Genomic DNA, 22294 nt, shown 5'->3' with positions numbered 1-22294 from the left:
GGCTATGCCGGTCTTCGACTACGACCCACCAGAGAGGTTCGTGGCAGGCGCCCTCGGGCAGCCAGGCGCGCGCGCCTTCTTTCTGCAGGCCAGGGCCGAGGGCAGACTGACCACGGTGGCGCTCGAGAAGCTGCAGGTGGCCGCGCTCGCGAGCAGGCTGGACGAGCTGCTCGACGAGGTGCTGCGGCGCAGCGGTGGCACCGCCCACGTGCCCGCGATGGCGCCGGCCGACCTCTCCGACGACGCGCCCCTCGACGCCCCGCTGGCGGAGGACTTCCGGGTGGGCACCATGGCGCTCGCCTGGGACCCCGACACCGCGCAGGTGGTCATCGAGGCGCAGGAGGTCATCGACGAGGAGGACCTCGAGGCGCCCGAGCCCGCGATGCTGCGGGTGCGGATCAGCGCCGGGGCCGCCCGCGCGTTCACGCAGCGGGCGCTCAAGGTCGTCGCGGCCGGCCGCCCGCCGTGCCCGTTGTGCGCGCAACCCCTGGACGCCGGGGGCCACGTCTGTGTCCGACTCAACGGCTACCGCGGAGGTGAGGCGGCTTCATGACCGCTCCCGAGAGCGAGCCGGCCATCAGGCCCGCCCCCCCTTCGGCCATGGACGAGGAGGAGACTCTCAAGCTGCTGCGCGACGGCACCCTGGAGGTGGCCGGCCGGCTCGTCGAGGCCACCAACATGACCCTCTACTGCTCGGTCAAGCTCGGCACGCGGAGCGCGGCCTGCGTCTACAAGCCCGTGCGTGGCGAGCGCCCGCTGTGGGACTTCCCCGACGGCACCCTGGCCGCCCGCGAGGTGGCCGCGTTCGAGGTGTCCCAGGCGACCGGCTGGCACATCGTGCCGCCCACGGTCTACCGCGAGGGGCCGTTCGGGCCCGGTATGTGCCAGCTGTGGATCGACACCGAGCGTGAGGTCGACCTGATGCGGCTGGTGCGCAGCCGCAACCCGGTGGTGCGCCGGATGGCGGTGTTCGACGCGGTGGTCAACAACGCCGACCGCAAGGGCGGTCACCTGCTGCCGCTGCCCACCGGCCACGTCTACGGCGTCGACCACGGCGTCTGCTTCGCCGCCGAGGACAAACTGCGCACGGTGCTGTGGCAGTGGCGGGGCAAGCCGCTGGCCCGCGAGGCGGTGGCGGTGCTCGCCAAGCTGGAGCGCGACCTGGAGTCCGGCTCGCTCGGCCGCAGGCTGCGCGACCTGCTGACGCTGGCGGAGGTGGAGGCCACCTGGCAGCGGGTGCGCCGGCTGCTCGACACCGGCGTGCATCCGTCCCCCTCGGAAGGCTGGCCTGCCATCCCCTGGCCACCCATCTAAACCGATTTTGTACGCTTTGCCCCATGTGCACGGTGATCGTGAGAACAGGGCAGCCGCTCACCCTGATGGGTGTGCGGGACGAGTTCACCGACCGGCCCTGGGAGGGCCCCGGTGAGCACTGGCCCGACCATCCGGGCGTGATCGGCGGCCTGGACCTCAAGGCGGGCGGCACCTGGCTCGCCGTCGACCCCGCCGCCCGACGCGCGGCGGCGCTGCTCAACGGGCACGGCCAGGCCGCCCCCGAGGCGACGAAGATCTCCCGCGGCGGGCTGCCACTGCTCGCCGTGACCACAGGCGAACTCCCCGACCTGGACTTCACCCGCTACGACCCCTTCCATCTCGTGCTCGCCGACCTGACCCGGACACGGCTGTTCAGCTGGGACGGTGTACGGCTCAGCGCCGCCGAGCTGCCCGACGGCACCACCATGATCGTCAACACCGGGCTGGACCCGGCCAACGACCGGGTGGCCGCCTTCCGGCCGAGATTCGCCGGCGACACCGACTGGCGAGAGCTGATCACCGACCCGCCCTCCGCCGACCCCGGCGCGCTGATCGTCCGGCACGAGCTGCCCGACGGCCGCGTCTTCGCCACACTCTCCGTCACGCTGCTCACCCTCACTCCGGAGGGCGTCAACTACGACTTCACCGACATGACATCTGATCAGGACGGATAGGCTCAAAGACATGAGATCGTGGTCCGCCCCCAACGTCCCCCACCTGCCCGGCGCCAGCGTCCCGCTGAGGCTCTACGACACGGCGGCCCGCCAGGTGCGGCAGAGCGACCCCGGGCCGGTCGCGACGATGTACGTGTGCGGGATCACCCCCTATGACGCCACCCACCTGGGCCACGCCAACACCTACCTCGCCTTCGACCTGGTCGGCCGCCTGTGGCTGGACGCGGGCCACGAGGTCCACTACACGCAGAACGCCACCGACGTCGACGACCCGCTGCTGGAGCGGGCCGAGCAGACCGGCGTCGCCTGGCAGAGCCTGGCCGAGCGGGAGATCGAGCTGTTCCGCACGGACATGGAGGCGCTGCGCATCCTGCCGCCCCGCGAGTACGTCGGCGTCACCGAGGTCGTCGACCGGGTGGCCGGGCTCATCACCGAGCTGGCGGCCAAGGGCGTCACCTACACCCTCGACGGCGACGTCTACTTCAGCGTCGCCGACGCCCCCAAGTACGGGCAGGTGTCCGGCTACGACGAGCAGACGATGCTGGACCTGTTCGGCGAGCGCGGCGGCGACCCCGACAAGCCCGGCAAACGCCACCCGCTCGACTGGCTGCTCTGGCGGGCCGAGCGGCCCGGCGAGCCCGCGTGGGACTCCCCGCTCGGCAGGGGCCGGCCCGGCTGGCACGTCGAGTGCACCGCGATCGCCCTGGACAACCTCGGCGCCGGCTTCGACGTGGCCGGCGGCGGCACCGACCTGATCTTCCCGCACCACGAGTGCGGCGCGTCCGAGGGGCACGCCGCCACGGGGGAGTGGCCGTTCGCCAAGTTCTACACGCACGCGGGCATGGTGGCGCTCGACGGCGAGAAGATGTCGAAGTCCAAGGGCAACCTGGTGTTCGTCTCCAAGCTGCGGGCCGAGCACGACCCGATGGCCGTCCGGCTCGTCCTGCTCGCCCACCACTATCGCGAGGACTGGGCCTACACCCCCGATCAGCTCGCCGCGGCCGAGGCCAGGCTGGCGCGCTGGCGGGCCGCGACGGCGCTCGCCGCCGCCCCGCCCGCGGACGAGCTGCTGGCCGAGGTCCGTGAGCGGCTGGCCGACGACCTGGACGCGCCGGGCGCGCTGGCCGCGATCGACGCCTGGGCGGAGCGGGCGACGGCCGGCCAGGGCACGGCCGCCTCCGCGCCCGGCCTCGTGCGCGACCTGGCCGACGCCCTGCTCGGCCTGAAACTCTGACCGGCTGACCCGCCGCCCGCGCCGGGCCGGCCCGACCTCGGTCTGGCCGGCCCGGCGCGGTGTCGGGCGGGTGTCAGGCGGGGGCCGGGGTCAGTCGTCGGTAGCCCGTCAGCTCCGCCGAGAACCACTCGATGGTCCTGCGCAGACCCTCCCGCGCCGGCACCCGCGCCTGCCAGCCGAGCCGCTCGCCGGCCAGCGCGGTGTCGGGCCTGCGCACCCGGGGATCGTCGGCCGGCCGGTCGATGAACTCGATCGGCGACGACGACCCGCTCAGCTCCTTGATCATCGTGGCCAGCTCCAGCATGGTGAGCTCGCCCGGGTTGCCGATGTTCACCGGGCCGTCGAAGCCGCTCTCGGCCATGGCCAGAATCCCCTGCACCGTGTCGTCGACGTAACAGATGGAGCGGGTCTGCGAGCCGTCGCCGGTGACGGTGATCGGCTCGCCCAGCAGCGCCTGCCGGATGAACGTCGGGATGGCCCGGCCGTCGAAGGGCCGCATCCGGGGCCCGTAGGTGTTGAAGATCCGCACGATGCCGGTGTCGGTGCCGCGCGAGTGGCGGTAGGCCGTGGTCAGCGACTCGGCGAAGCGCTTGGCCTCGTCGTAGACGCTGCGCGGGCCCACCGGGTTGACGTTGCCCCAGTAGGTCTCCCGCTGCGGATGCTCCAGCGGATCCCCGTACACCTCGCTGGTCGAGGCGAGGACGAACCGGGCACCCTTCTCCCTGGCCAGGCCGAGCGCGTGCAGCGTGCCGACGCTGCCGACGCGCAGCGTCTCGATCGGGTAGCGCAGGTAGTCGGCCGGCGAGGCGGCCGAGGCGAAGTGCAGCACGAGATCCAGCCGGTCCGGTACGTGCACGTACCCGGTCAGGTCGCACTCGATGATGCGGAACGACGGCCGGTCGATCAGATGCTCCACGTTGCGCGGCCCACCGGTGAGGAAGCTGTCCATGCAGACCACGTCCGCCCCCTCGTCCAGCAGCCGCTCGCACAGGTGGGAGCCGAGGAACCCGGCTCCGCCGGTGACAAGCGCCTTCATGACGTGACCTCCATTGCCGCGTCGACGACTTCGGATACTTCGATCTTCAGCAGTCCCGGATCGGTCCGCGCCCCGTGCGGGTCCCCCTTGCGGCCCGCCCACAGGGCCACGTGCCGCCAGCCCGGTGGCGGCCCCCACAGCGCCGGTGACACCGGCCCGAACAGCACCACCGACGGCACGCAGAACGCGGTGGCCAGATGCGCGACGCCGGTGTCGCCGCAGACGACCAGCCGGGCCCGGCTGACCAGGTCGATCAGGTGCGCGAGGTCGGTGCGGCCGGCCAGCACCCGCTCGTCCGGCAGCCCGGCCAGCTCGGCCACCCGCCGGGCCAGCCCCACCTCCTCGGCGTTGCCGGTGACGACCACGTCGTCCAGCACCGAGGCGACCTTGGCGAAGCGCTCCGGCGGCCAGCGGCGGGCGGGGAAGGCGGCGCCGGGATGCACGATCACCGGCCCCGACCTGTCGGAGGTGCCCAGGGTCAGGTCCTCCGGGTCGGTGGCGATGCCGTACCACTCCAGCAGGTCGCACCAGCGCCGCACCTCGTGCACGCCGTCCCGCCACGGCGGTCCCGAACCGTGACTGATCAGCGTGCCGGGTTCGGTACGGCGCAGCGCGTCGATGCTCTGCGGGCCCTTGCCGTGCAGGTTGACCGCGATGTCGGGCCGCTCGAACGGCACCGGGCCGGGGCCCGACACGTCGAGACGGTCGTCCACCGCGCCGATCAGCGGCAGCAGCGCGTCCAGCGCGGACGGGCAGGCGAGCGTGACCCGGTGCTCGGGGAAGGCCTGGCGCAGGGCGCGCAGCGCCGGGACGGCCGTGAGCAGGTCGCCCAGCCCCAGCCCGCGCAGTGCCAGGAGTTCTAGGGCCATGACGTCTCCGTGTCGGGGCAGATGACGAGCTCCCTGATCTCGCAGCCGGCCGGCTGGCCGAGCGCGAACACCACGGTCGCGGCGACGTCGGCGGGGTCGTTCAGGCCCGCCTCGGGTCCCGGCTTGTACTGTTCGGCCCGGCCGTCGAAGAAGGCGGTGCGCATGCCGCCGGGCACCAGCAGGGTCACCCCCACCTCGCCGCGCAGCTCCACCGCCAGCGCCCTGGTGAAACCGACGACGCCGAACTTCGACGCGCTGTAGGCGGAGGCGTCGCTCAGCGGGCGCAGGCCCAGGGTGGAGGCGCAGGTGACGACCCGGCCGCGGGTCCGCTTCAGGTACGGCAGCGCCGCGCGCACGACCGCGGCCGTGCCCAGCAGGTTCACCCGGATCACCCGCTCCCAGTCGTCGGGCGGCACGTCCTCCAGCCGGCCGCACGCGTCGATGCCCGCCGCGGTGACCACGGCGTCGAGGCCGCCGGCCCGTTCGGCCAGCTCACGTACCGCCCGCTCGGCCTGGCCCCGGTCGGCCAGGTCGGCGGTGACGTGCTCGAAGCGCTGGTCGCCCGCGCGCACGTCGACGACCAGCGGCCGCCAGCCCTCCTTCTCCACGGCCTCGGCGGTCGCCAGGCCGAGCCCGGAGGCGCCGCCGGTGATGAGAACGTTCATCGGATCTCCCTGATCAGGTTGGTGGTCGAACGTCCCGGCAGCAGGCTCAGCACGACCGTTTCCGCGCCGAGCCGGTCCAGGACCTCGGATTCGGGCAGGTCTTCGCCCTCGTAGTCGCCGCCCTTCACCCACACGTCGGGGCGGAGCAGCTCGATCGCGCGGGCGGGGGTGTCCTCGTCGAACACCAGCACCGCGTCCACGCAGCTCAGCGCGCGCAGCACCTCCACCCGGTCGAGGGCGTCCACGACCGGCCGGGTGCGGCCCTTGAGCCTGCGGACCGAGTCGTCGGAGTTGACGCAGACGACCAGCGCGTCGCCCAGCGCCCTGGCCCGCCGCAGCAGGCTGACGTGCCCGGCGTGCAGCAGGTCGAAACAGCCGCCGGTGGCGATCAGCCGGCCACCGGAGGCCCGGGTCAGCTCGGCCACCTCGACCGCGGTGCGCGGCCGGTCGCCGAGCCGCTGCTCCTGGATGCGGACGGCGGCGGCGCCACCCCGCTCGACGAACCGGGAGGCCTCGCCCACCCCGATGGTGACCGCCTCCTCCACGTTCGCCCCGGCGCGCAGCGCGAGCGCCGCCGCGCTCGCCAGCCGGTCGCCGGCTCCGCACACGTCCTGGCCGGTGGCCCGTACGGGAACGGGGATCCGGGTGAGTGAGCCGTCGGCCAGCGCCAGCACCGCGCCGCGCGTGCCCAGCGTGACGGCCACCGCCCCGGCCCGCAGCTCCCGCGCCAGGCGGCGGGCCGCCCGGTCGGGGCCGGGGTAGGGGGCGGGGCACAGCAGCCTGGCCTCCGCCTCGCTCGGGGTCAGCAACGTGCACCCGTCCACGGGGGTGTCTCCTCGTGGGTGCGGGTCCCAGACGATCGGCACGCGGCAGCCGGGCAGCAGCGCGCGCGCCAGCCGGGCGACGCCTCTGCCGTAGTCGGCGACCAGTACCGCGCCCGCCCTCGCCACCGCCTCGGCGGCCTTGGCGTGCTCAGGGGGCCGGGTGACCGTCCCGTCGCCGGTGTCCACGCGCAGCAGCGTCTGGCCCCTGGCCCTGATCCTGGTCTTGCGTACGGTGCCGCCGCGCAGCGGAAGCCGTACCAGATCGAGCTCGTTCGACAGCAGGCCGCACAGGCGGCGGCCGGCCGGGTCGTCGCCGATCGCGGTGATCAGCACCACCTCGGCGCCGTCGCGGGCGGCGAGCAGCGCCGCCAGGCCCGCGCCGCCGGGCCGGGCGTGCTCGGCGGCGACGTCCACCACCGGCACGGGCGCGTCCGGGCACAGCCGGTCGGTGTCCCCCTCGACGTCCACGTCCAGCAGCGTGTCCCCGATGACCACGAGCGGCCCCAGCGCGGGATTCATCACAGCGCCTCCTCTACCGCGTCGCAGAGCATGTGGATCAACGCCAGGTGCACTTCCTGCACGGTGGCCGTGTCGTCGGCGGGGACGGCGACCGTCTCGTCGCAGAGGCCGGCCAGCGGGTTCGGCGCGGGGCCGGTGAGCGCCCAGGCGAGGATGCCGTGCTCCAGGGCCGCGTGGGCGGCGGCGATCACGTTGGCGCTGCCGCCGCTCGTCGACAGGCACACCAGCACGTCACCGGGGCGGCCGTGGGCGCGCACCTGCCTGGCGTAGACCTCGTCGGCGCCGAAGTCGTTGGCGATCGCGGTCATCGAGGAGCTGTCGGCGTGCAGCGGGATCGCCGCGTACGGCTGCCTGTCGGCCCGGAACCGGCCGACCAGCTCGGCCGTCAGATGCTGGGCCTCCGCCGCCGAGCCGCCGTTGCCGCAGGCGAGCAGCCTGCCTCCGGCGGACAGCACGCCGGCGAGCTTGCCTCCCCAGACGCGGATCGTGACCGCGTGGTCGTCGACCTGGGTCAGGGCGGTACGGAGCTTCCGCAGATGCGCGTCCATGGCTAACCCCCCAGTGCGGTCAGACGGCTCAGCTGCCCGTCGATGACCTGCGTGTACACGGTCTCGATGCGTTCGGCCACCCGAGGCCAGGCGTACCTCTCACGGGCCCGGCGCACCCCGGCCGCGCCGAGCGCCCGCCGCCTGCCCGGATCGTCCAGGACCTCCCTCAGCGCTCTGGCCAGCGCCCGGGGCCGACGCGGCGGCACCAGCAGGCCGCAGCCCGCCACCGTGTCCAGGTGCCCGCCGACCGCCGACGCCACGACCGGCACGCCGCACGCCATCGCCTCCACCGGGACCATGCCGAACGGCTCGTACCACGGCACCGTGACCAGCACGTCGGCCGCGCGCATCAGCGGCGGCACCTGCTCGCGCGGCACACTGCCGATCACGTGCACGCGGTGGCCGAGCCCGTATCCGGCGGCCAGCTCCCGCATCCGCACGGCTTCCTCGTCGTCGGCCCGGCCACCCGCGATCACCAGCTCGGCGTCCGGCAGCTGCCGCAGGGCCGCGATCACCGTGTCCACGCCCTTGCGCGGCACCAGGCGGCCGATGCTGAGCACCATCGGCCCGCCGGTGCGCGGTGCCACCGGACCGTCCGGGCGGAACATGTCCACATCGACGCCGCACGGCACGACCGTGATGCGCCGCTCGGGCACCCCCATGGCGCGCAGCTCGTCCACCTCGTCGCCGCAGGTGGCCAGCACCGCGTCCGCGCGCCTGCCGATCTCGCGCTCGGTCTCGATCCGGTGCGCCGGGCTGGTGTCGGCGTCGCCCTGCCAGCGCCGCTTCACGGTGCCGAGGGCGTGGAAGGTCTGCACCACCGGAATTCCCACCACGATTCTCTCCGTGGCACGCAGCGCCGCCTGGCCGCTCATCCAGAAGTGCGCGTGCACGATGTCCGGCCGCCGGCGGGCCCAGTGATCCGCCAAGCGCTCGGTGAACTCCGGCATGTACTGCGGGAACTCGTCCTTGGGCAGCGGCGCGGCCGGACCGGCCGGGACGTAGGCGACCGTGACGCGCGGCGCGAGCCACACCGAGGCGGGCCGCATCGGATCGGCGCGACGGGTGTGCACGACCACCGTGTGCCCGCGGGCTCCCAGCGCGGCGGCCAGCTTGGCGACGTACACGTTCTGGCCGCCTGAGTCGACGCCGCCGATGGCAGCCAGCGGATCCGCGTGCTCGGAGACGAGGTCGATCTTCACTGCATCAACTCCCTCACTGCCTTGACCACCTGCTCACTGGACACCTCGGACAGGCACGGGTGCCCGGCTACCGGGCAGCTGCGCGCCCTGCTCAACCGGCAGGGGGCCTGCTGGTCGCCGAGCAACACCGTCGGCACGCGGTACGGGGCCCACCGGGCTGCGGGGACGACCGGCGCGAACAGGCTCACGACGGGGGTGCCGACAGCCGCCGCCAGGTGCGCGGGGCCGGTGTTGCCGGCCACGAGCACACCGGCGCGTTCGATCACGGCGGCCAGCTGGCCCAGCGTCGTCCTGCCGCCCAGGTCGACGGCGACCCCGTGGGCGACGAAGGCGGTGAGCTCGCGTTCCTTGCCGGTGACGACGACCCGATGGCCGTCCTCGACCAGCTCCCGCACGGCCTGCCGGTGCCTTTCGGCCGGCCAGGTCCTGGCGGGAGCGGAAGTCCCTGGGTGTACCACGACATACGCGCCTGCGTCGGCAGCGCCGCCGACGCCCAGGGACTGCCCCAGATCCCGGCCGATATCCGGAAGGGGCCTGCGAACTGCGAGTCTGCCGTCATCGCCGGGTGGCAGTTCGAATCCGGCGGCGCGGGCGAGCGTCAGCATCCGCTCCGCCTCGGGCACGTCGACGCTCTCGTCCACGACGTGGCGGACGTCGAGCAGGGAGCCCGGGTAGTCGTTGCTGATCGCGGCGATCCGCCGCACCCCGGCCAGCCGCAGCAGCAGCGCCAGCGGGAGCGCCGACTGGTGGAAGGAGGTGAGAATCAGCGCCTCGCCGAACCCCCTGAGCTGCTGGACCAGCTCGGTGACCCGGTCGACGTCCACCGGCGGCGGGTCGCCGTCGATCCACGGGGCCCGCCACTCGATCACCCGGTCCACGCCGGGCAGCAACTCGGCGGCCGCCCTGCCGTTAGGCCCCGCCAGCATCACCACCTCACGCGCGCCCTCCCGTACGGCCCGTACGGCCGGTCCGGCCAGCAGCACGTCCCCCGCGTCGTCGAGCCGGGCCACGAGCACCCGCTCCCGGCGCCGCGACCGCTGGGCGGCCGGTTGTTCACCCGCCGCCGGTCTGGGCCGCGACAGCACCCCCAAGCGACCGTTCATCGCCGTGCCCTCCATTCCCCCCGAAGCCGGTGCGCGCAGGCGACCGGCGGGATCACCACGCTGGTGACCACCATCCGCAGCACCTCCCCGGGGGTCCGGGGACCGGGCGCCACCCTGGCCCACGCGAACTCCGCGGTGAGCACGGCCCACCCGGCGGCGGCGGCCGTCGCGACGACCGCCTTGGAAACCGGGATCGCGATCGGAGCTGTGCGGGGGCGGCGTACGGGGGTGAGCGCGCAGGCGGCGTAGGCCGCGACGGCGGTGAGGCCGAAGGCGGTGGTGAGCGCGTGGCGGCGCAGCCGGGTGGGTCCGCCGCCGATGGCCTCCCGCCAGCCGGGGCCGAAGCGGCGGCGCATGCGGGCGTCGTCGGCGTTCCCCCGCTGGAAGCGCACGCTGGACCAGAACCCGTCCGCCCGCACCGGGTGGACCGTCACCCTGTCCCCCTTGACGAGCCGGTAGCCCGCCTCGAACATCCGCAGGGCCAGGTCGGCGTCCTCCCGGTAGGCGCGCGGGAAGCCCTCGTCGAACCCGCCGACCCGCTCCAGTGCGGTGCGGCGGTAGGCCATGTCGGCGGTCGGCCAGTCCGCGCCGGCCAGTCCGGCGGTGTGGCGTTCGGCGTCGGTGGGGCGGCGGTCGCGGGGGAGCGGCACCACGATGCGCCCCTGGCTGCCGGCCACGTCGTCGGCCAGGTCCGCCAGGTCCTTCCCCACGGCCTGCGCCCACCCGGCCTCCGGCACCACGTCGTCGTCCAGGAAGGCCACCCACGCCGTGTCGGCGGCCCGCCAGCCGGCGTTGCGCGCCGCCGCGGGCCCGTGACCGCCGGAGCGGACGACCCGTACGTGCTCCGGCACCTCCAGCGGCGCGGCGTGCGCGTCCGGGCGGTCGTCCACCACGACGGCCGGCACGTCCGGTCCGAGCGCGGCCAGCGTGGCCCGCAGGCTCGGGCGGCCGATCGTCGGGATCACGACGGTGATCACTAGGCGAACACCTCCCCGCGCCGCACCAGGTACGGCCCCAGGGCGAGCACCTCCACCGGGGAGGAGCCGAAGCATTCGAGCGCGTCACGCGGGTCGTCCACCATGGGCCGGCCGGCGGTGTTGAGGCTCGTGTTGACCACCACCGGCAGGCCGGTGCGCGACTCGAACTCGGCGAGCACCCGGGCGAGCAGCGGGTGGGCGGCGGGGGAGACCGTCTGGACGCGGGCGGTGCCGTCCACGTGCACCACCGCGGGGATCCGCGGCCGCCACGACGGCTGCACGTCGTGCACGAACAGCATGTACGGGGAGGGCGTCGGGCCCCGGCCGAAGATTTCGGTGGCCCGCGACTCCAGCACCATCGGCGCGATCGGCCTGAACTGCTCGCGCCCCTTGACGTCGTTGAGCCGTTCGGTGTTGCGGGCGTGACCGGGATGGGCCAGCAGCGACCGGTTGCCCAGCGCCCGTGGGCCGTACTCCGACCTGCCCTGGAACCAGGCGACGATCCGGTCGGCCGCCAGCTCGGCGGCCACGGCGGCGGCCAGGTCGGCGGGCCGCGAGTGTGGCACCTTGGCCACGTCCAGCCAGGCGCCGAGCTCCTCGTCGGTGAACCCACGGCCGAGCGCCGCGCCCGGCATGGGGGCGGCGGGCTCGCCGTGCGCCTGCGCGAGGTGGAGCGCGCCGCCGAGCGCGGTGCCGGAGTCGCCGGCGGCCGGCTGCACCCACACCTCGTCGAACGGGCCCTCGGCCAGCAGCCGGGTGTTGGCCACGCAGTTCAGCGCCACCCCGCCCGCCAGCGCCAGCCGGCGCTCCCCGGTGCGCTCGTGCAGCCAGCGGACCAGCTCCAGCAGCACCTCCTCCAGCCGGACCTGGACGCTGGCGGCCAGATCGGCGTGGTCGGAGGTCCACGGCTCGCCTCGGGCCAGCGCCTTGGCGTAGCCGTTCCAGTCGACGGCCTCGACGCGGAAGCCGCCGTCGTCCGTCGGGCGGATCAGCTCGCGCAGCGCCTCCAGATGCCGGGGCCGGCCGTAGGAGGCCAGCGCCATCACCTTGTACTCGTCGCAGGAGCGCAGGAATCCCAGATGCTCGGTCACGTCCTCGTACATCAGCCCGAGGGAGTGCGGCAGCCGCTGCGCGGCGAGCACCTCCAGCTCGCCGTCGCGGTAGCGGCCGGCCAGGTGGGAGACGTCCTCGCCGCGGCCGTCGCACACCAGCACCGCGCAGTCCCGCCACGGCGAGGCGAGCCCCGCGGAGGCGGCGTGGGCCACGTGGTGCGGCACGAAACGCACCCGCGCCGGGTCGAGGCCGGGCAGCGCCGTGGACAGGAACAGCGGCGCGCGCACGGCGTACCTGGTGCGCAGATCCTCCCAGTCGCCGTCGGGACGCTGCCGGACCAGGGCCGGATCGTAGGAGTAGGCGACCGCGTCCAGATCCTCGGGCCCGATCCCCGCCTCGCGCAGGCACCAGGCGGCCGCCTGCTCCGGCAGTTCCCACGCCGAGAACGGCAGCGGCCGCTTGCCGTGCTTGCGCCGGCTGAAGCGCTCCTCCTCCGCGGCGGCGACCACCTTCCCGTCGGCCACCAGGGCGGCGGCCGGGTCGTGGAAGATCGCGTTGATGCCGAGAAATCTCATTGGTCCCTCCCCCTGAGCATGGGAGAACCGCTACCGAGAGAAGCGACTCTCAAACACCGGGGAGGCTCCTGAGGTGCGTGAAAGGGCTGAACCGTCTGGGGTCGGTCACGGAAAGTAGCGTTGTTTGCCGGAGGACCCGCCGGGTAGCTGGCGAGGACGCGACCGGAGGTGAGTGGTGTTCGAACAACGACGTCCCGGAGCCGTGCTCTTCGACAGGGACGGAACCCTGATCAGGGATGTCCCGTACAACGGCGATCCGGCGCGCGTGGAGGTCATGCCGGGCGCGCAGGAGGCGCTGGGCAGGCTGCGGCGGGCCGACGTGCCGGTGGCGGTCGTGACCAACCAGTCGGGCGTCGCCAAGGGCCTGCTGACGGCCGACGAGATGGAGCAGGTGAACGCCAGGGTCGAGCAGCTGCTCGGGCCGTTCGACGCCTGGGCCATCTGCGTGCACGACGACAACGACGGCTGCACCTGCCGCAAGCCCGCGCCGGGCCTGGTGATCAGGGCCGCGGCCGTGCTCGACGTGAGCCCGCGCGACTGCGTGGTGGTGGGCGACATCGGCCGGGACATGGACGCCGCCAGGGCCGCAGGCGCCCGCGGCATCCTGGTGCCGACCCCGCAGACGCTGCGCGAGGAGGTGGGACGCGCCCCGGAGGTGGCCGACGACCTGCTCGACGCCGTCGACCGGGTGCTGACCGGCACCGTGACCGCCACCCCCGTCACCGCGGGGACCTCCGCCACCTGGGATCGGACGACAGGCTGGAGCCGCTGGTGAGGATCCTGCTGTGGCATGTCCACGGCTCGTGGACCACCTCGTTCGTACGCGGCCGCCACGACTGCACGCTGCCCCTCGTCCCCGGCCGCGGGCCCGACGGCCGGGGACGGGCCGCCACCTACGACTGGCCGCCCACCGCCCGCGAGGTGCCCTGGGACCGGCTCCGCGACGAGCCCCTCGACCTGGTCGTCTACCAGCGGCCGCACGAGCTGGACCTGGCCCGCGAATGGCTGGGCCGCGACCTGCCCGGCGTCTACGTCGAGCACAACACCCCCGTCGGCGACGTGCCCCGCACCAGGCACCCCCTGGCCGGCCGGGACGACATCCCCCTGGTGCACGTGACCCACTTCAACGAGCTGTTCTGGGACAACGGCAGGGCGCCCACGCGGGTGATCGAGCACGGCGTCCCCGACCCCGGCCACCTCTACACCGGCGAGCTGGCCAGGGCCGGCGTCGTGGTGAACGAGCCCGTCCGGCGCACCCGCGTGGCGGGCACCGACCTGCTGCCGCGGTTCGCCGCCCGCGTGCCGCTCGACGTGTTCGGCATGAAGGTCCAGGGCCTGCCGTACGGCACCTACGAGGACCTGCCGCAGGCGCGGATGCACGCCGAGCTCGCCAGGCGGCGCGCCTACCTGCACCCCTACCGGTGGACCTCGCTCGGCCTGGCGCTCATCGAGGCGATGACGCTCGGCATGCCCGTGGTCGCGCTGGCCGCCACCGAGGCGATCGAGGCGGTGCCACCCGAGGCGGGCGTCATCTCCACCAGGACCGACGTGCTCGAACGGGCGCTGGCGGATTTCGTCCACGACCCCGAGCGCGCATCCCAGGCGGGCAAGGCGGCGCGGGCCGCCGCGCTGGCCCGCTACGGGCTCGCCAGGTTCCACGATGACTGGGACCGCCTCCTCGAAGAGGTATGACCCGATTTCGCGTGGGTAGGCGCGGACCATGGTGATGAAGCTGGAATGGTCTCGCAGCGCCGCCTGCCTGGACCTGGACCCAGAGCTGTTCTTTCCGATCTCACTCCAAGGCGCCGGCCAGTCGCAGGTCGAACGCGCCAAGGCCGTGTGCCGGGGCTGCCCGGTGCGCCGCCCCTGCCTCGACTACGCCATCAGCAGCGGCCAGACCCACGGCGTCTGGGGCGGAACCGACCCCGAACAGCGCCGGACCCTCATTCCGAGGGCAATGCCGCCGCCAGGAACCGCTCCCGCTCGCTCGCTTCGAGGTGGTCGCTGAACAGCACGCCGTCGAGATGGTCGGCCTCGTGCTGCAGCACCCTGGCCAGCACGCCCAGCGCGCGCACGGTCACGGGCTTGCCGAACATGTCCCGGCCACGCGCCGTGACCATGTAGGAACGTTCCAGGGGCCACCACACGCCCGGCGCCGACAGGCACGCCTCGTCGGCCGTGATCCGCCGCTGCGACAGCTCCAGCCGCGGATTGACCAGATGGCCCGACGCGCCGTCGTAGGAGTAGACCAGCACCCGCAGCGGCACCCCCAGCTGGGGTGCGGCCAGCCCGGCCCGGCCCGCGCCGGCGCGCATCGTCAACGTCAGCGACTTGACGAGCCTGCGCAGCTCACGATCGAAGTCCCGCACCGGCGTCGCCACCGTCCGCAGCACCGGGTCGTCGAACGTCCGAATGGGCTCTGTCACCCGCAACTCCCCGAGAGATCACCGGTCGCACACCGGAGTGGTTTCCCGCCCCCGGGGCTCGCCAACCGTGCGGGATCCGGCTTGTAGCACAGCGGTAACAGAAGGGACCCAACCCGGAAACCCCCCGAAAGCACTATCGGGTGCGTGATCTCACTATCGGCTCACGTGCCTGTGATGCCTGGCCGGGTGCTCGGGGCCCGGCCAGGCGTCCCCCATGACGAGGAGTTCGCATGAGCGCGCAACCCATCGAGGGGGCCGCCTCCTCACCGGAGACCGCGCCCGACGCCCTGGCGGGCTTCACCGTGGGCGTCACCGCCACCAGGCGGCGTGAGGAGTTCGGCGCGCTGCTCGAACGGCGCGGCGCCCGCGTGCTGAGCGCCCCCGCGATCCGGCTGGTGCCGCTCGCCGAGGACACCGACCTGCTCGCCGCCACCCGGCAGAGCCTCGAACGCCCCGTCGACGACGTGGTCATCACCACCGGCGTGGGCTTTCGCGGCTGGATGGCGGCGGCGGAGGGCTGGGGCCTGTCCGGCGACCTGGGCGACCACCTGGCCAAGGCCCGCCTGCTCACCCGCGGGCCCAAGGCCAGGGGAGCCGTGCGCGCCGCCGGGCTGAACGACCACTGGACCCCCGCCACCGAATCGTGCGAAGAGGTCAAGCAGTATCTCCTCGCCCAGGACCTGCACGGCCGCCGCATCGCGGTGCAGCAGCACGGTGAGCCGCTGACCGACTTCGTCGCCGACCTCCGGGGAGCCGGGGCCGAGGTGATCGAGATCCCGGTCTACCGGTGGCTGCCGTACCGCGACCCGTCGCCGTTGCGCCGCCTGATCACCCAGACCGTCTCGGGCGCGGTCGACGCGGTCGCCTTCACCAGCGCGCCCGCCGTGCACGCCATGCTCGGCGCGGCCCGCGCCGAAGGCGTGGAGGACGCGCTGATCGCCGCCTTCTCCGGGTCCGTGGTGGCCGCCTGCGTCGGCCCGGTCACCGCCGCCCCGCTGGAGGGACGCGGCGTGCCCACGCTCCAGCCCGAGCGCGCCCGGCTCGGCGCCCTGGCCCGCTCGCTGGCCAGGCACCTGCCCGAGCGGTCCGTCACCCGCCTCGAAGCCGGCGGGCACCGGCTGGAGATCCGCGGCCACGCCGTGGTCGTCGACGGCGACCTCCGGCCGCTCCCGCCCGCCCCGATGTCGGTGCTCAAACGCCTGGCGGACAAGCCCGGCCACGTCGTGTCCCGCGCCGACCTGCGCCTCGTGCTGCCCGGCAGCATCGCCAGGGACACCGCCGAGCACGCCGTCGAGATGGCCATCACCCGCCTGCGCCGCGCCCTCGGCGCCTCCGGGATCGTCGAGACGGTCGTCAAGCGCGGCTACCGCCTGGCCTGCGCCTACGGCTTCGAGGCGGGCCCGTGACGCCCACCCTCGTGCTGGCCGCCCACGGCACCAGGAGCGAGCAGGGGGAGCGGACCCTGGCCGCGCTGGCCGAGGCCGTCAGGCGGGGCCGCCCCGGCCACCGGGTCGAGCTGAGCTACCTGGAGATCAGCTCACCGCCGCTGGCGCGGGTGCTGCCCGCCGTCCCCGGCCCGGTCGTCGTGGTCCCGCTGCTGCTCGCGGGCGGCTACCACGTCCACATCGACCTGCCGAACGCCATCGCCGAGCACCGTCCCGACGCGCTCATCGCCCCCAAGCTCGGGCCGCACCCGCTGCTCACGGAGGCGCTCGCCCGCGCGCTGGCACGCTCCGGCCTGCGCGCCACCGACGCCGTCATCCTGGGCGCGGCCGGCTCCTCCGACCCGGCCGGGCTGGCCGACGTGCGCGCCGCCGCGCACCTGCTCGCCTTACGCCTGGGCCGCCCGGTCACGGCCGCGTTCGCCTCGGCGGGCGCGCCGACCCTGGAGGAGGCCATGGAACGCCTCCGCCCGGGCCCGGCCGCCCGGGTGGCCGTCGCCTCCTACCTGCTGGCACCCGGCCACTTCCACTCCCGCCTGGGCGCGGCGGGCGCCGACCTGGTCAGCGCCCCCCTCGGCGCCGATCCCGCCGTGGCGGCCCTGGTCTGGCGCCGCCACGACGAGGCCAGGCGGCTCGCCACCCGGCTCATCTCCTAGCCGGGGACGGGCTCCAGGCGCAGCTCGCGGACGATCTCCTCGGCGCACGCGTCGCGCGTGGGGCCCGCGTCGGCGCCCACGAACATCTCGATGTAGGCGTGGTGGAAGCAGCCCGCCAGCAGCAGCCGGGCGCTCGCCTCCGGATCCACCCGCGCCACGACGCGGCCGAGCCGCTGCTCGGCCACCAGGTAGGCGGCCAGCGGCCTGATCTCCGCGGGCGGGCCGAGACCGTTGTCCCTGAGCGCCTGCCGGAAGCGGACCGTGACCGCCGGGGAGGTGAAGGCGGGCAGCGCCGCCGACTGCACGTCCAGGTAGTAGTCGATGCCCGCCCGCGCCACCGGGACCAGGTTGTCCGGCACCCGGCCCTTGCCGGCGCGGTGCGTCAGCTCGTTGAGGATCCGCATCCAGAGCGGCAGCCGGTCCTGGAGCAGGGCGAGGAAGTGGTCGACCGAGCCGTCGACGCGGTTCTCCCTGAGCGGGACGGCCATCTGGAGCACGCGTCGTCTGGTGTCCTGGCCGGTCTGGTGCGGGTCACCGGGGGAAGTCGCCATGATCCGCCTAACGTGCGCAGACACGTAAAACTCGATTATGACCCCAATTGCCGTAAATGCACGGCCTTCGGGGATTTTGTGGGGTCAGCTGTCGGTGTCGCGGTCCCGGCGTCTCAGGTAGCGCTCGAACTCGGCGGCGATCGCGTCGCCGCTGGCCTCGGGCAGCTCGGCGGCGTCCTTGCGCTCCTCGAGCTCCTTGACGTACTCGGCCACCTCGGTGTCCTGCGAGGCCAGCTCGTCCACGCCCAGCTCCCAGGCGCGGGCCTCCTCGTCCAGATCGCCCAGCGGCATCGGGATCTCCAGCAGATCCTCCATCCGGCGCAGCAGCGCCAGCGTGGCCTTGGGGTTGGGCGGCTGGGCCACATAGTGGGGCACCGACGCCCACAGCGTGATGGCGTCGAGATCCGCCTCGCCGAAGGCGTGCTGCAGCACCCCCACGATGCCCGTCGGGCCCTCGTAACGGCTGAGCTCCAGATGGGTCGAGCGCGCCAGGGCCTCGTCGGTGGCGCTGCCCAGGATCGGCACCGGGCGGGTGTGCGGCGAGTCGTTGAGCAGCGCGCCCAGCATCACCGCGAACTCGACGCCCAGCTCGCGGCAGACCGCCACGATGTCGGCGCAGAACGACCGCCACCGCATGTTGGGCTCGATGCCGCGCAGCAGCACCACGTCGCGCTCGACGCCGGGTGGGCGGGCGTGCAGCAGCCGGGTCGTCGGCCAGACGATCGACCGCGTCAGGCCCTCGCCCATCTCCACCAGGGGACGGGTCACCTGGAAGTCGTAATAGTCGTCAGGGTCGAGCTGGGCCAGCGGCTCGGCCTTCCAGGCGGACTCGAGATGGGCGATCACACCGCTCGAGGCCTCGCCCGCGTCGTTCCACCCTTCGAACGCGGCAATGAGCACCGGGTCGACGAGCTCGGGGAGCCCTTCGAGCTCGATCACGTGTCGCCTCCTGTCTCAGCCATCACGCTAAGCCTATGCGTTGAGGTGGTACTCGTGTCACGTGGTGACCGCGATCCGCGGGCGCCCGAGGTCGGCGGTGCCACGGGCGTCGCCGGATGGCCTCGGCGCAGCCGATAAGCTTGCCGCATGAGCCTCTCCACGTCCTTCCGTGCAGCACTGTCCCAGCGCGTGATCGTCGCCGACGGCGCGATGGGGACCATGCTTCAGGCCCAGGACCCGACGCTCGACGACTTCGAAGGCCACGAGGGCTGCAACGAAGTGCTCAACGTCACCCGGCCCGACATCGTGCAGGGCGTCCACGACGCCTACTTCGCGGTGGGCGTCGACTGCGTGGAGACCAACACCTTCGGCGCCAACCTGGCCGCCCTGGCGGAGTACGACATCGGCGCCAAGGTGTTCGAATACTCCGAGGCGGGCGCGCGGATCGCGCGCGAGCGGGCCGACCACTGGTCCACGCCGGAGCAGCCGCGCTTCGTGCTCGGCTCGATGGGCCCCGGCACCAAGCTCCCCACCCTCGGCCACCTGCCCTACGAGAGCCTGCGCGACGCCTACCGCGACAACGCCGCCGGCCTGATCGCGGGCGGCGCCGACGCGCTGATCATCGAGACCTGCCAGGACCTCCTCCAGGTCAAGGCCGCCGTCGTCGGCGCCAAGCGGGCCATCGAGGCGGCCGGCCGGGACGTGCCGATCATCGCCCAGGTGACGATCGAGACCAACGGCGCGATGCTGCTCGGCTCCGAGATCGGTGCCGCGCTCACCGCGATCGAGCCGCTCGGCGTCGACGTGCTCGGCCTCAACTGCGCCACCGGCCCCACCGAGATGAGCGAGCACCTGCGTTACCTCGCCCGCCACTCGCGCCTGAAGCTGTCGTGCATGCCCAACGCCGGCCTGCCGGTGCTGACCTCCGACGGCGCCTACTACCCGCTCAGCGCCGAGGAGCTGGCCGGCGCGCACGACACCTTCACCCGCGACTACGGCCTGTCCCTGGTCGGCGGCTGCTGCGGCACCACCCCCGAGCACATGCGCCAGGTGGTCGAGCGGGTCCGCGAACGGCAGCCCGTGGCCCGCCGCCCGCACCCGGAGCCCGGCGCGTCCTCCCTCTACCAGACCGTCCCGTTCCGCCAGGACACCTCCTACCTGACGATCGGCGAGCGCTGCAACACCAACGGCTCCAAGGCGTTCAAGGCGGCCATGCTGGAGGGCCGCTGGGACGACTGCGTGGAGACCGCCCGCGACCAGGCCCGCGACGGCGCCCACATGCTCGACCTGTGCATCGACTACGTCGGCCGCGACGGCGTCGCCGACATGAGGGAGCTGGCCTTCCGCCTCGCCACCGCCTCCACCCTGCCGATCATGCTGGACTCGACCGAGCCCGCGGTGCTGCGGGCCGGGCTGGAGATGCTGGGCGGGCGCGCGGTCGTCAACTCCGTCAACTACGAGGACGGCACCGGCCCCGACTCCCGCTTCCAGAAGATCATGAGGCTGGTGCGCGAGCACGGCGCCGCCGTCGTCGCGCTGACCATCGACGAGGAGGGCCAGGCCCGCACCGCCGACTGGAAGGTGCGCGTCGCCTCCCGCCTGATCGAGGACCTCATCGGCAACTGGGGCATGCGGGTCGAGGACATCATCGTCGACTGCCTCACCTTCCCCATCGCCACCGGCCAGGAGGAGACCCGGCGCGACGGCCTGGAGACCATCGAGGCCATCCGCGAGCTCAAGCGCCGCTACCCGGCGGTGCAGACCACGCTGGGCCTGTCCAACATCAGCTTCGGCCTCAACCCGGCCGCCCGCGTGGTGCTCAACTCCGTCTTCCTCAACGAGTGCGTCAACGCCGGCCTCGACTCCGCCATCGTGCACGCCTCCAAGATCGTCCCGATGGCGCGCATCCCCGACGAGCAGCGCCAGGTCGCGCTCGACATGGTCTACGACCGCCGCCGCGAGGGCTACGACCCGCTGCAGCGCTTCATGGACCTGTTCGAGGGCGTCGACGCGGCGGCGGTGCGCGCCGGCAGGTCCGAGGAGCTCGCCGCGCTGCCCCTGTGGGAGCGGCTCAAGCGGCGCATCATCGACGGCGAGAAGAAGGGCCTCGAAGCCGACCTGGACGACGCGCTCTCCCAGCGCCCCGCCCTGGAGATCATCAACGACGTGCTGCTCGACGGCATGAAGACGGTCGGCGAGCTGTTCGGCTCCGGCCAGATGCAGCTGCCGTTCGTGCTGCAGTCGGCCGAGGTGATGAAGACCGCCGTCGCCTACCTGGAGCCGTACATGGACCGGGTCGAGGGCGAGACCAAGGGCCGCATCGTGCTGGCCACCGTCAAGGGCGACGTGCACGACATCGGCAAGAACCTCGTCGACATCATCCTGTCCAACAACGGCTACCAGGTGGTCAACCTCGGCATCAAGCAGCCCGTCACCACCATCCTGGAGGCGGCCGAGGAGCAGAAGGCCGACGTCATCGGCATGTCCGGCCTGCTGGTCAAGTCCACCGTCGTGATGAAGGAGAACCTGGAGGAGATGAACTCCAGGGGCATGTCCGACTACCCGGTGCTGCTCGGGGGTGCCGCCCTCACCCGCGCCTACGTCGAGCAGGACCTGGCCGAGGTGTTCACCGGCGAGGTCCGCTACGCCCGCGACGCCTTCGAGGGACTGCGCCTGATGGACGCCTTCATGGCCGTCAAGCGCGGCGTCGAGGGCGCCAAACTGCCGCCGCTGCGCGAGCGCCGGGTCAAGACCGGCGCCGTGCTGGCCCGCACCCCGGTCGAGGAGCTGCCGTCCCGCTCCGACGTGGCCGCCGACAACCCGGTGCCCCGCCCGCCCTTCCACGGCGACCGCATCGTCAAGGGCATCCCGCTGAACGACTACGCGGCCTTCCTCGACGAGCGGGCGCTGTTCCTGGGCCAGTGGGGGCTCAAGCCGACCAGGGGCGGCGACGGCCCCGGCTACGAAGAGCTCGTCGAGACCGAGGGCCGCCCCCGGCTGCGCATGTGGCTGCAGCGCATGCAGACCGAGGGGCTGCTGGAGGCGGCGGTCGTCTACGGCTACTTCCCGTGCGTCGCCGACGGCGACTCGCTCATCATCCTCGACGAGGACGGCGACGAGCGCACCCGCTTCACCTTCCCGCGCCAGCGCCGCGACCGGCACCTGTGCCTGTCGGACTTCTTCCGCGGCAAGGACACCGGCGAGGTCGACGTGGTCGGCTTCCAGGTGGCCACCATGGGCAGCAAGATCTCCGACGCCACGGCCGAGCTGTTCGCCAAGGACGCCTACCGCGACTACCTCGAGCTGCACGGCCTGTCGGTGCAGCTCACCGAGGCGCTGGCCGAGTACTGGCACGCCCGGACCAGGTCGGAGTGGGGGATCGGCGGCGACGAGTCGCTCGACGACATGCTCAAGGTCAACATCCAGGGCTGCCGCTACTCCTTCGGCTACCCTGCCTGCCCCAACCTGGAGGACCAGCGGCAGCTGTTCCAGCTGCTCGACCCGGAGCGGATCGGGGTGACCCTGTCGGAGGAGTTCCAGCTCCACCCCGAGCAGGCCACCTCCGCGCTCATCGTCCACCACCCCGAGGCCAAGTACTTCAACGTCTGACGTCCGCCTGCCCGGCGAGCCGGGCAGGCGGTGAGCGTCCGGCCGGTGTGGACGGTCCGGGCGGGACAGTGGATCCAC

At 73.4% G+C, this 22294-nt stretch carries 22 protein-coding genes; 10 read left to right on the top strand and 12 right to left on the bottom strand.

Annotation, left to right across the window (positions count from 1 at the left end; translation table 11 throughout):
- The first annotated feature begins 4 nt into the window (after window positions 1-4).
- From ACIBQX_RS37770 to mshC, 4 genes are read left to right on the top strand one after another with little or no spacing between them, the layout of a single operon-like run.
- Entirely contained in the window at window positions 5-553 is a 549-nt protein-coding gene (locus ACIBQX_RS37770; protein ID WP_397013223.1) for a DUF3090 domain-containing protein, read from the top strand.
- Window positions 550-1314 carry an SCO1664 family protein gene (locus ACIBQX_RS37765; RefSeq protein ID WP_397013221.1) on the top strand — a complete coding sequence of 255 codons (765 nt, stop codon included), beginning with the start codon at window positions 550-552 and terminating at the stop codon, window positions 1312-1314. The genes ACIBQX_RS37770 and ACIBQX_RS37765 overlap by 4 nt, the downstream gene beginning before the upstream one ends.
- Before the next feature lie 23 nt (window positions 1315-1337).
- A complete protein-coding gene (locus ACIBQX_RS37760) occupies window positions 1338-1988 on the top strand; it encodes an NRDE family protein (RefSeq protein WP_397013219.1) in 651 nt (216 codons plus the stop codon).
- 10 nt (window positions 1989-1998) lie between these two features.
- On the top strand, window positions 1999-3222 hold the full coding sequence (gene mshC / locus ACIBQX_RS37755) for a cysteine--1-D-myo-inosityl 2-amino-2-deoxy-alpha-D-glucopyranoside ligase (RefSeq protein ID WP_397013217.1): 1224 nt from the start codon (window positions 1999-2001) through the stop codon (window positions 3220-3222).
- Between the two features lie 73 nt (window positions 3223-3295).
- Here the strand turns inward: mshC and ACIBQX_RS37750 are convergent, their stop codons facing one another.
- Genes ACIBQX_RS37750 through ACIBQX_RS37710 form a run of 9 tightly spaced genes read right to left on the bottom strand, consistent with a single transcriptional unit; the run spans window position 3296 to window position 12593 of the window.
- Window positions 3296-4258 carry a UDP-glucuronic acid decarboxylase family protein gene (locus ACIBQX_RS37750; RefSeq protein WP_397013215.1) on the bottom strand — a complete coding sequence of 321 codons (963 nt, stop codon included), beginning with the start codon at window positions 4256-4258 and terminating at the stop codon, window positions 3296-3298.
- Window positions 4255-5127 (bottom strand): glycosyltransferase family 9 protein, encoded by an 873-nt coding sequence (locus ACIBQX_RS37745; protein WP_397013213.1) that lies wholly within the window; start codon window positions 5125-5127, stop codon window positions 4255-4257. The genes ACIBQX_RS37750 and ACIBQX_RS37745 overlap by 4 nt, the downstream gene beginning before the upstream one ends.
- Window positions 5118-5792, bottom strand: coding sequence for an SDR family oxidoreductase (locus ACIBQX_RS37740; RefSeq protein ID WP_397013211.1), 675 nt, complete (start codon window positions 5790-5792; stop codon window positions 5118-5120). The genes ACIBQX_RS37745 and ACIBQX_RS37740 overlap by 10 nt, the downstream gene beginning before the upstream one ends.
- Complete coding sequence (locus ACIBQX_RS37735; RefSeq protein ID WP_397013209.1) at window positions 5789-7135, bottom strand: PfkB family carbohydrate kinase; 1347 nt, start codon at window positions 7133-7135, stop codon at window positions 5789-5791. The genes ACIBQX_RS37740 and ACIBQX_RS37735 overlap by 4 nt, the downstream gene beginning before the upstream one ends.
- Window positions 7135-7683 (bottom strand): SIS domain-containing protein, encoded by a 549-nt coding sequence (locus tag ACIBQX_RS37730; RefSeq protein ID WP_397013207.1) that lies wholly within the window; start codon window positions 7681-7683, stop codon window positions 7135-7137. The genes ACIBQX_RS37735 and ACIBQX_RS37730 overlap by 1 nt, the downstream gene beginning before the upstream one ends.
- Window positions 7684-7685: 2 nt before the next feature.
- Window positions 7686-8885 carry a glycosyltransferase gene (locus tag ACIBQX_RS37725; protein ID WP_397013205.1) on the bottom strand — a complete coding sequence of 400 codons (1200 nt, stop codon included), beginning with the start codon at window positions 8883-8885 and terminating at the stop codon, window positions 7686-7688.
- A complete protein-coding gene (locus tag ACIBQX_RS37720) occupies window positions 8882-9988 on the bottom strand; it encodes a glycosyltransferase family 9 protein (protein ID WP_397013203.1) in 1107 nt (368 codons plus the stop codon). The genes ACIBQX_RS37725 and ACIBQX_RS37720 overlap by 4 nt, the downstream gene beginning before the upstream one ends.
- A complete protein-coding gene (locus tag ACIBQX_RS37715) occupies window positions 9985-10965 on the bottom strand; it encodes a glycosyltransferase family 2 protein (protein ID WP_397013201.1) in 981 nt (326 codons plus the stop codon). Before ACIBQX_RS37715 ends, ACIBQX_RS37720 begins: the two co-directional genes overlap by 4 nt.
- Window positions 10965-12593 (bottom strand): carbamoyltransferase, encoded by a 1629-nt coding sequence (locus ACIBQX_RS37710; protein ID WP_397013199.1) that lies wholly within the window; start codon window positions 12591-12593, stop codon window positions 10965-10967. Before ACIBQX_RS37710 ends, ACIBQX_RS37715 begins: the two co-directional genes overlap by 1 nt.
- A 175-nt stretch (window positions 12594-12768) precedes the next feature.
- Between ACIBQX_RS37710 and ACIBQX_RS37705 the strand changes: the two genes are divergently transcribed.
- Genes ACIBQX_RS37705 through ACIBQX_RS37695 form a run of 3 tightly spaced genes read left to right on the top strand, consistent with a single transcriptional unit; the run spans window position 12769 to window position 14601 of the window.
- Window positions 12769-13368: a D-glycero-alpha-D-manno-heptose-1,7-bisphosphate 7-phosphatase gene (locus ACIBQX_RS37705; RefSeq protein WP_397013197.1), complete on the top strand. Its 600-nt coding sequence runs from the start codon at window positions 12769-12771 to the stop codon at window positions 13366-13368.
- Window positions 13365-14285: a glycosyltransferase gene (locus tag ACIBQX_RS37700; RefSeq protein ID WP_397013195.1), complete on the top strand. Its 921-nt coding sequence runs from the start codon at window positions 13365-13367 to the stop codon at window positions 14283-14285. The genes ACIBQX_RS37705 and ACIBQX_RS37700 overlap by 4 nt, the downstream gene beginning before the upstream one ends.
- A 28-nt stretch (window positions 14286-14313) precedes the next feature.
- On the top strand, window positions 14314-14601 hold the full coding sequence (locus ACIBQX_RS37695; RefSeq protein WP_397013193.1) for a WhiB family transcriptional regulator: 288 nt from the start codon (window positions 14314-14316) through the stop codon (window positions 14599-14601).
- Here the strand turns inward: ACIBQX_RS37695 and ACIBQX_RS37690 are convergent.
- Window positions 14537-15019: a peptide deformylase gene (locus ACIBQX_RS37690; protein WP_397013191.1), complete on the bottom strand. Its 483-nt coding sequence runs from the start codon at window positions 15017-15019 to the stop codon at window positions 14537-14539. The genes ACIBQX_RS37695 and ACIBQX_RS37690 overlap by 65 nt on opposite strands.
- A 230-nt stretch (window positions 15020-15249) precedes the next feature.
- Between ACIBQX_RS37690 and ACIBQX_RS37685 the strand changes: the two genes are divergently transcribed.
- Both ACIBQX_RS37685 and ACIBQX_RS37680 read left to right on the top strand, forming a co-directional pair.
- Window positions 15250-16425: a uroporphyrinogen-III synthase gene (locus tag ACIBQX_RS37685; RefSeq protein WP_397013189.1), complete on the top strand. Its 1176-nt coding sequence runs from the start codon at window positions 15250-15252 to the stop codon at window positions 16423-16425.
- Window positions 16422-17117 carry a sirohydrochlorin chelatase gene (locus ACIBQX_RS37680; RefSeq protein WP_397013187.1) on the top strand — a complete coding sequence of 232 codons (696 nt, stop codon included), beginning with the start codon at window positions 16422-16424 and terminating at the stop codon, window positions 17115-17117. The genes ACIBQX_RS37685 and ACIBQX_RS37680 overlap by 4 nt, the downstream gene beginning before the upstream one ends.
- On the opposite strand, the gene ACIBQX_RS37675 is transcribed toward ACIBQX_RS37680, so the two are convergent.
- Window positions 17114-17668: a hypothetical protein gene (locus ACIBQX_RS37675; RefSeq protein WP_397013185.1), complete on the bottom strand. Its 555-nt coding sequence runs from the start codon at window positions 17666-17668 to the stop codon at window positions 17114-17116. The two genes, ACIBQX_RS37680 and ACIBQX_RS37675, sit on opposite strands and share 4 nt — an antisense overlap.
- 84 nt (window positions 17669-17752) lie before the next feature.
- Window positions 17753-18607: a PAC2 family protein gene (locus ACIBQX_RS37670; RefSeq protein ID WP_397013184.1), complete on the bottom strand. Its 855-nt coding sequence runs from the start codon at window positions 18605-18607 to the stop codon at window positions 17753-17755.
- A 147-nt stretch (window positions 18608-18754) separates the two neighbouring features.
- Here ACIBQX_RS37670 and metH point away from each other — a divergent pair, with 147 nt between their 5' ends.
- Window positions 18755-22216: a methionine synthase gene (metH, locus tag ACIBQX_RS37665; protein WP_397013182.1), complete on the top strand. Its 3462-nt coding sequence runs from the start codon at window positions 18755-18757 to the stop codon at window positions 22214-22216.
- Window positions 22217-22294 lie beyond the last annotated feature (78 nt).

The sequence above is a fragment of the Nonomuraea sp. NPDC049714 genome, from assembly GCF_044465295.1.
GTDB lineage: Bacteria > Actinomycetota > Actinomycetes > Streptosporangiales > Streptosporangiaceae > Nonomuraea.
This window is presented reverse-complemented; position numbering and strand designations above follow the sequence as displayed.